General features: G+C 60.7%; 7 protein-coding genes and 1 pseudogene. 3 read left to right on the top strand and 5 right to left on the bottom strand.

Annotation, left to right across the window (positions count from 1 at the left end):
* From KBI5_RS23515 to KBI5_RS28915, 3 genes and pseudogenes are all read left to right on the top strand, one after another.
* Positions 1-307 (top strand): transposase family protein (locus tag KBI5_RS23515; RefSeq protein WP_277870131.1); only part of this gene is annotated, 307 nt, incomplete at its 5' end.
* 17 nt (positions 308-324) lie between these two features.
* Positions 325-1575: a recombinase family protein gene (locus KBI5_RS23510; RefSeq protein ID WP_232235292.1), complete on the top strand. Its 1251-nt coding sequence runs from the start codon at positions 325-327 to the stop codon at positions 1573-1575.
* A 47-nt stretch (positions 1576-1622) separates the two neighbouring features.
* Positions 1623-1718 (top strand): annotated as a pseudogene (locus tag KBI5_RS28915) (Fe-S cluster assembly protein HesB); the annotation flags it as partial.
* An 85-nt stretch (positions 1719-1803) separates the two neighbouring features.
* On the opposite strand, the gene KBI5_RS26000 reads toward KBI5_RS28915, so the two are convergent.
* The 5 genes from KBI5_RS26000 to KBI5_RS23485 all read right to left on the bottom strand — a co-directional run bounded on the left by KBI5_RS26000 (position 1804) and on the right by KBI5_RS23485 (position 5741).
* Positions 1804-2808, bottom strand: a complete 1005-nt coding sequence (locus KBI5_RS26000) for a hypothetical protein (RefSeq protein ID WP_023841607.1) — start codon at positions 2806-2808, stop codon at positions 1804-1806.
* Between the two features lie 18 nt (positions 2809-2826).
* Positions 2827-3927 (bottom strand): hypothetical protein, encoded by a 1101-nt coding sequence (locus tag KBI5_RS25995; RefSeq protein WP_133057143.1) that lies wholly within the window; start codon positions 3925-3927, stop codon positions 2827-2829.
* Positions 3928-4123: 196 nt separating this feature from the next.
* Positions 4124-4447 (bottom strand): hypothetical protein, encoded by a 324-nt coding sequence (locus KBI5_RS23495; protein ID WP_023842236.1) that lies wholly within the window; start codon positions 4445-4447, stop codon positions 4124-4126.
* 218 nt (positions 4448-4665) lie between these two features.
* Positions 4666-5379, bottom strand: coding sequence for a hypothetical protein (locus tag KBI5_RS23490; protein ID WP_085016502.1), 714 nt, complete (start codon positions 5377-5379; stop codon positions 4666-4668).
* Positions 5376-5741 carry a hypothetical protein gene (locus tag KBI5_RS23485; RefSeq protein WP_011436947.1) on the bottom strand — a complete coding sequence of 122 codons (366 nt, stop codon included), beginning with the start codon at positions 5739-5741 and terminating at the stop codon, positions 5376-5378. The genes KBI5_RS23490 and KBI5_RS23485 overlap by 4 nt, the downstream gene beginning before the upstream one ends.
* Positions 5742-5804 lie beyond the last annotated feature (63 nt).

Here is a 5804-nt window from a genome sequence, read left to right as displayed (position 1 = left end):
CGGTGGCTGCATGACCGACCTCGGTTACGAAGGCGAACCCGCCGTCCACACCCCGCGGAAGAAGAAGCCCGGAACATCCCTGACCGGCTGGCAGAAACAACTCAACGCCGAGTTCGCGTCCGTCCGGGTCGCCGCCGAATGGGGAGTCGCTCACRCGAAGAACTGGCGAATCCTCACCAGCCGTTACCGCAGCGACCTCGGCCGTATCGATGCCGACATCCAGGCAGCCGTCGGCCTCCAGAAAATCAACGAACAGCAATCCGAGCGAATACTGAGCTTCGAGAGAATCAAGAGAGTTTCTGAATAACTTCCGTGGTGTACCGGGTGGTGCGGCCGGTGTACGAGGGCGCCCTGGAGGACTTGAAGCGGGGAGCCACCAAAACCGGCAAGCCCCTTGACGGCCTCATCGTCTCCGACGTGGACCGGCTCACCCGCGACCCGCGCCACCTGGAAGACGCCATTGACGTGGTGGTCCAGTACGGGCGGCCCGTCATTGACATCAGCGGCACCCTTGACCTCCTCACGGACAACGGGCGCTCCGTGGCCCGGATCGTCGTGGCCCTGAAGAACCAGCAGTCCGCCGACACCTCCCGGCGGGTGCGGACGGCCCACCGCGAGCTCGCCAAGGCGGGTGTCCCCGTGGGCGGCTACCGGCCCTTCGGCTGGGAGCCGGACAAGCGCACCATCCGCAAGGCCGAGGCCGACATGATCGTCGTCGGTGCTGACGAAATCCTTGCCGGGGTCGGCACGCACACGCTCTGCCGCCGCTGGAATGAGCTGGGCATTCTCACGACCCGGGGCCACCAGTGGCAGCGCCAGGTGATGAAGAACATGTATCTGTCTCCCCGCCTCGCGGGCTACCGGGTACACGGCCCGACCACGGTTCCCTTGGAGCAGCGCTACGCCTGCACCGTAGACGGCCAGCCCGTCATGGGCCTTCAAGGTCACATCCTGGACGTCGAGGTCTGGGAGAAGGTGGTGGCGAAGCTCCGCGACCCCGCTCGGACCGGCAACCAGAACATCCACATAGGCGGCCGGAAGTATCTGCTGTCCGGAATCATCCGCTGCGCCTACTGCGGCGCGCGGCTCACCGGCGGCTGGGACAAGGGGTGGAAGAAGCATCACTACTCCTGCCGTCCCGTCACCGCTGGTGGCTGCGGCAGCGTCGCCGTGACCGGCCACCACGTTGACGAACTGGTCACGAACTTGGTGCTGGCCTATCTGGCAAACCGGGACGTGGAAGCCGAAAGCGGCCCGTGGCCCAAGCCGGCCGAGGCGGAGATCGCCGAGATCATGGCCGCCTGGCGGGAGACGAAGCGCGGCGGCACCCGCGCCCTCCAGCTGGTGGAGGAGCTGGAGGGGGACGTGGCGAAGCTCCGGGGGGAGCGCAACGACTGGCTGCGCGCCCACTCCGGCCCCCAGCTGACCAACGTGGCCTCGTCCTGGCCTCGGCTGGAGGTGGAGCAGCGCCGTGACATCATCGCCACCGTTATCGAGGCCGTGGTGCTGTCCAAGGCCGATGGGCCGAAGAACCGTTTTGACCCGGATCGCATCACCGTGATCTGGCGTCCCTGACCAACCTGCCCCGCCGGATCACTCTGGCGGGGCTTACCCTTGGCCGCATGGCCCTCCACCTGTCCGGCGACCCCGAGGCCGACGCCCTCATCACGTCCGACGCCTTGGCGCTCCTGGTGGGTATGGTTCTTGACCAGCAAATCGGACATGTAAGGAACGAATTCGGACGTTCCGTCACGGGTTGGATACCCTCTGTGGCATTCGGCTGGGGTTGATGACCGTCCCGCGCTAAAGCAGCGCCGAGCGCGGGGATGCAGTTTCCATGATCTCGTCCGCGACCTTCAGCGCTTCCCGCGTCTCATCCACGCTTGGCTCCCGGCCTCCGTGGATTGCCGTGTTCCGAGGCTCCGCCAAAAAGCTCATGATCCGCTTGCCCGCGTCTCCGGGTAGCTGCACTCCCAGATTTTTCAGCGCCTGAACGCGCCCGCCGATCTGGCGGCTCTTCTCTATCACATAGCCCGCGACGTCTGACCGTAGTCCAGCAAGTTCCTGATCCAGCAAATAGGTCAGAGCCATCTCCGCCGCCGTCGCCGCATCCAGTACGGCCCTCCGACGCTGCCCGCGGCGGTTGGCCGCGATGGCGTCCCGGAGCAACAAATGTTCGGTGGGCGGCTGGCGACCGTCTGACGCTGCCTTAAGTATCGCCTTCCAGCGATCACTTTCCAAGGCATTTACCGGTGACATGGTGAGGGAAATGGGAGCAGGGTTTCTCACCCTCTCTCCATCGGGACCGTACTTAAACCAGAGTTCGAGGTCATCTCCCGGGCGGCTTGCCCCATCGTAGTGGGGATCAAGGTTTTGTCGCGCTACCACCTCAACCCAGTCGGCCGCGAGCCTCCACCAGGCGTCAATATCCTGGTACAGGTTCTGCCCGCGTTCTTTTCGCCTGACGCTTTCGGGCTGATCCGCGGTGGCAATGGTGTGYCGAACTACGAAGGCGCGGACAAGCGCGTTACCATTGGCTCCTAGCGGATCGTTTGACTTGAAGTGGGACACGTTACCCCATGCACTCCCCACGGAACGGTAGCGTTCGTCCCAGTCAATATCATTCCGCACCGTTTTCATCGCGGGGGCTGTCAGGATAGGCCCATTATTCAGAAGTTGAAGTGAGGGCATGACCAGGCTGATATCCATGCCGCCAATACGAACCGGCGTCTCTGAGGCGAGTACGGCTACCTTGACCGCGACCGGCGCCGGTAGTCTGAATATTCCTTCTAGAGTAAGATCAGGCATGTTGCTCCACATGGGGTACTAATATGGCATCAAAGCTGTCAACGTGTTCTCGAGCGCAAGGAGAGCGCGACGTGCAGCCGCGATGGTTTTCGTCTCATCTACACCATGTTTCACGCCCTGCAACTCATCAAGGCACCGGGTCATCATCATTATGATTACCGTGACGCCGTCGCTTTTCATGCCAAAGCCTCGTACTGCGTAACGAACACGTAGCGCTCGATGCGGTTTGCCGTTCTTAGGGTCAATTTCCTTTGCGTATTGACCAACATTTTCCCGCCATGCGAGGACCTCATCATCAGGCGCAATGGTGCGCAAAGTCCAGTCAAGTGCCTCCACACCCGAGTTCGCCGCCTGAGAGGCCGCATCTGGCCCATTCGAGGTCAGCGCGTGCCAAGCTCCCCTCAGCTTCGGAACCGCCTTAGGGCATGCTTGCCCTAGCCAGGAGGAGAGATGATCAGTAAGCTGTTCACGACCTTCCCGCCACCGTTCATCTTCAAGGTTGGCTTCTTCGGCGGCCTCACCGAGATCATTTCCGATCTCGACTACATGAAGTGTGGTCGCGCCCAGAGAGGAAAGTCGGCCTGGAGATGGTGGCGGCGAGACGATGGCCGCATCAAGGGTTTGGCGCCARCCGTCGGCTGCGAGATTGGCGAAGGCCAAGAAATTAGGCGGTGGAACCGCAATCAGCGAACGCTCGGCGGCCTTAACGAGCGACTTCTCAAGGTCAGTGAACATCGGACCCAGTAGATTTCTGGCKCTCAGCTTATTGGCAGCGGCAATCGTCTCCGAGAGATACGAAGAACTCAGGCTCTGGGTCAGGACTCCCGCAAGCCGTGCGCCAGCCAGATCCATGGAGGCAATCTTTGCCAAGGAGCTGGTGGCTYCAAGTTCTTTGATGATTGCTTCATATGGCACGGTTGATCCAGCCAGCTGTGCGGCAATTTTCGATATTGAGGAGTTATTGACCGCCAGGGCATCTCGCATCATTCGAGAAAGCTGCTCATTCATTCCCGTGTAGACGCCGGGCGGCACCCGCAACACGATTTCGCTGAGGCGATCCATATCTTTGGACGCAATCTCAAGTGCGGGATCTTCCTCGTCGTGTTCGTCGGTGCTCATTCTGGCTACTCCTTACTCCTGCACCGACTTTTTCATCGGTAGTCGAACCAGCATACGGCAGGCCGCCCCAGGTGAGGCGGGTACTACGGGTGCAAACCTTGTCTACGTCGCTCAAGCGCCGCTCCGCGGCGACCCGCTCCGCCTCCCTCCGGTCGCCGGCGCGGACGGGCGGACGCAGCCTGAACAACAAATATGTTCACGGCTCCACCACGTTCAGCGTTACGCCGGTTTTCCTACCGATGGCCGTCACCCATTTCTCTAGCACATCCGTCCTGCGTTCCAGCCCCGCCACATCCGCCGCCGTATGCTCAGCCCGCAACACGTAGCCATCCATGGCCGCCAGGAGGTCGCCAAACTTGTCTTCCCGCGCTTGGATAACACCGGCCAGACGTGCTACATCGCCGGTCAGCACGTCTATGGACTTCGCCATATGCTCAAAGCGGCGGTTCGTATCAGCCTGCAACTCATCAAAGCGCTTATCGAGATGCTTAGTTAATTGCCGGATTGCTTCATCGTTCATCGTTTCCTAGTATGCCTCTATTTACTGCGCACTTCAAGATAGAATATCCGGCCTCGCTTGCCCACGGCGGGCGTACTCCCCTTGACTTGTAAGGGGAGGGATGGCATTGCGCTCATTGACGTTTCTTTTGATACCCGATACGCTAGAGCCAGGTTAGTTCTCAGTTGTTCTTGTTCGTAACGGCGCTCCGTTTGCAGACGGGTCGCCGTTTTTCGTGCTTATATGTGGCAGTCAACTGCTACGACGCGCTGGCCGCCGTAGCGTGTTTGGATGTCCTCCAGGCGGTTGGTACGCCACTCCTCCCTCGGCACATCTTCCCTCGTGACGATGCCCCACCATCCCATCTGCCCCTGCTGAATCCACTCACCATCAGGCAGGATAAACGCAAACGGCATGGTATCGGACGTCAGGTTCTTTACGTCCGTCACGTTGTTTTCGATGCTCTCGTGACTTTGCTCGAAATTCAAGCCGTCGTCTTCGCTTTCGGTGGTCAATCCCGTTATCAGCCCATCCCAGCGGCCACCAATACACCACCAGTCCCATTTACTTTTCGGGTTGTAGGTGCTGGGGTACGTTCCAGAACCCTGGCAGTTGTCGCAATCGGGGTCTGGCTTTATGGTCAGCCCTGCGAGCGCCTGTTTCTCTGCCTCCCTCAAGGGCTGGGTGCGCTTGAGCCATGCTTCTTCGGAGTGATCTTCGCGCGGACGCTCGTGGAATGTGTTGCGTAACATCTCCCACGTCAGGCCGGTCTTCTYCGTCGCGATCTCAGAAGCCATATTGTCCGCCCGCCTGGTTCCGCATCCGCAAGGTCTGTTGTAGGCGTCCACCACTATATCTTCGTCGTACGGCTCCATGACCTCGTGTAGGTAGCTTTCCGCATCCTCGGTTTCGATATGGTCGGGGAGAATGACGCCAAGCAGAAAGTGGCTCATAGCGCCACCTCCGCCATTTCCTCGGCCAGCCGCAATAGGGCGGGGTTGGAATTCTCGTCGATGGAGCGGGACGCGCCGTCGAACCAGTCCAGGAAGTGGAACGTGGCGGCCACTACCTGGCCGTTGTCCACCTCCGCATCCATATGCGCTGAGGGGCCACCCCAAAAGAACTCCACCCGCACGAGCCGCCGCGCCGACACCGCCAGCGGCTCCAGTTCCTCGTGTAGCTCCTCCTCGCGGGCGTCGTCGTTTGCCCGTTGCGCCTTCTCCAGGCGTTTGTATCTTCTCCTGTACCAGCGCTCCAGGCTCAAAAGCTGGGCGTCAATACGGTTTTCGCATGTTGCATTTCGATCATCGGACATGGTTGGTTCCTCCATGCCCGGCTCTAGCAATATCAGGTTGTCAAGGTGTAATCAGCCGGTGGC

Source organism: Frankia sp. KB5 (assembly GCF_002099325.1).
Lineage (GTDB): Bacteria > Actinomycetota > Actinomycetes > Frankiales > Frankiaceae > Frankia > Frankia casuarinae.
This window is presented reverse-complemented; position numbering and strand designations above follow the sequence as displayed.